Genomic DNA, 600 nt, shown 5'->3' with positions numbered 1-600 from the left:
GCGAACGTTGCCTGATGCGGTAGTAGTTGTGTCATCTGCAGTCGAGGACCGCGGCGGCGAGGTTCTGCAGTTCTGTGTTTTGCTGGATGCGCTTGGGGTCTTGAGCGAGTTTGATTATGGCGTTCACCCAATTAAGTTTTTCGTTGTTTGCCAGCTGTTTGGAGTGTTTGTGGACATAAGCTTTCGCGGCGTCTATTCCTGTGGTGAAGAAGATGTCGACGGCTTCTAGGGCGTTTGTGGCGCCGGCTGCGGGGTGGCCGGTTTGTTTGATGAGGTCGACGCGCAGGGTGCGGGTGATGGAGCGGCGGGCGTGGTCGGTGATGAGGTGGTAGTTGCGGGTGGCGGGGTCGGGGTCTTGCTGGTAGTCCAGGACGATGGGAGCGGTATCAGGCGTGCCTAGCTCGCCCAGTAGGGGGTTGAAGCGGGTGAACCAGGAGTCGTTCTGGACGCGGTTCAGGATGGTGTTGAGGTCGGTGCGGGCTTGTGGGCTGGTGAGCTCGCCGCGGTGGGTGTGCAGGAGGGCCAGGGTGGTGTCGCGGTCAGTTGCGAGCAGGAGGTGCGCCAGGGCCGGGGTGATGCGGGGGTGGGTCTTGGTGTGAC

General features: G+C 61.7%; 1 protein-coding gene. It reads right to left on the bottom strand.

What is annotated here, in order from left to right; translation table 11 throughout:
• Positions 1 to 31 precede the first annotated feature (31 nt).
• Positions 32 to 600 (bottom strand): hypothetical protein (locus tag ACLQ24_RS30100; protein WP_425895116.1); only part of this gene is annotated, 569 nt, incomplete at its 5' end.

The sequence above is a fragment of the Micromonospora sp. DT4 genome, assembly GCF_049841675.1.
In the GTDB taxonomy this organism is placed as follows: Bacteria; Actinomycetota; Actinomycetes; order Mycobacteriales; family Micromonosporaceae; genus Micromonospora.
Note: the sequence above shows the minus strand (reverse complement) of the source record. Positions and strands in the feature narration are given on the sequence as shown.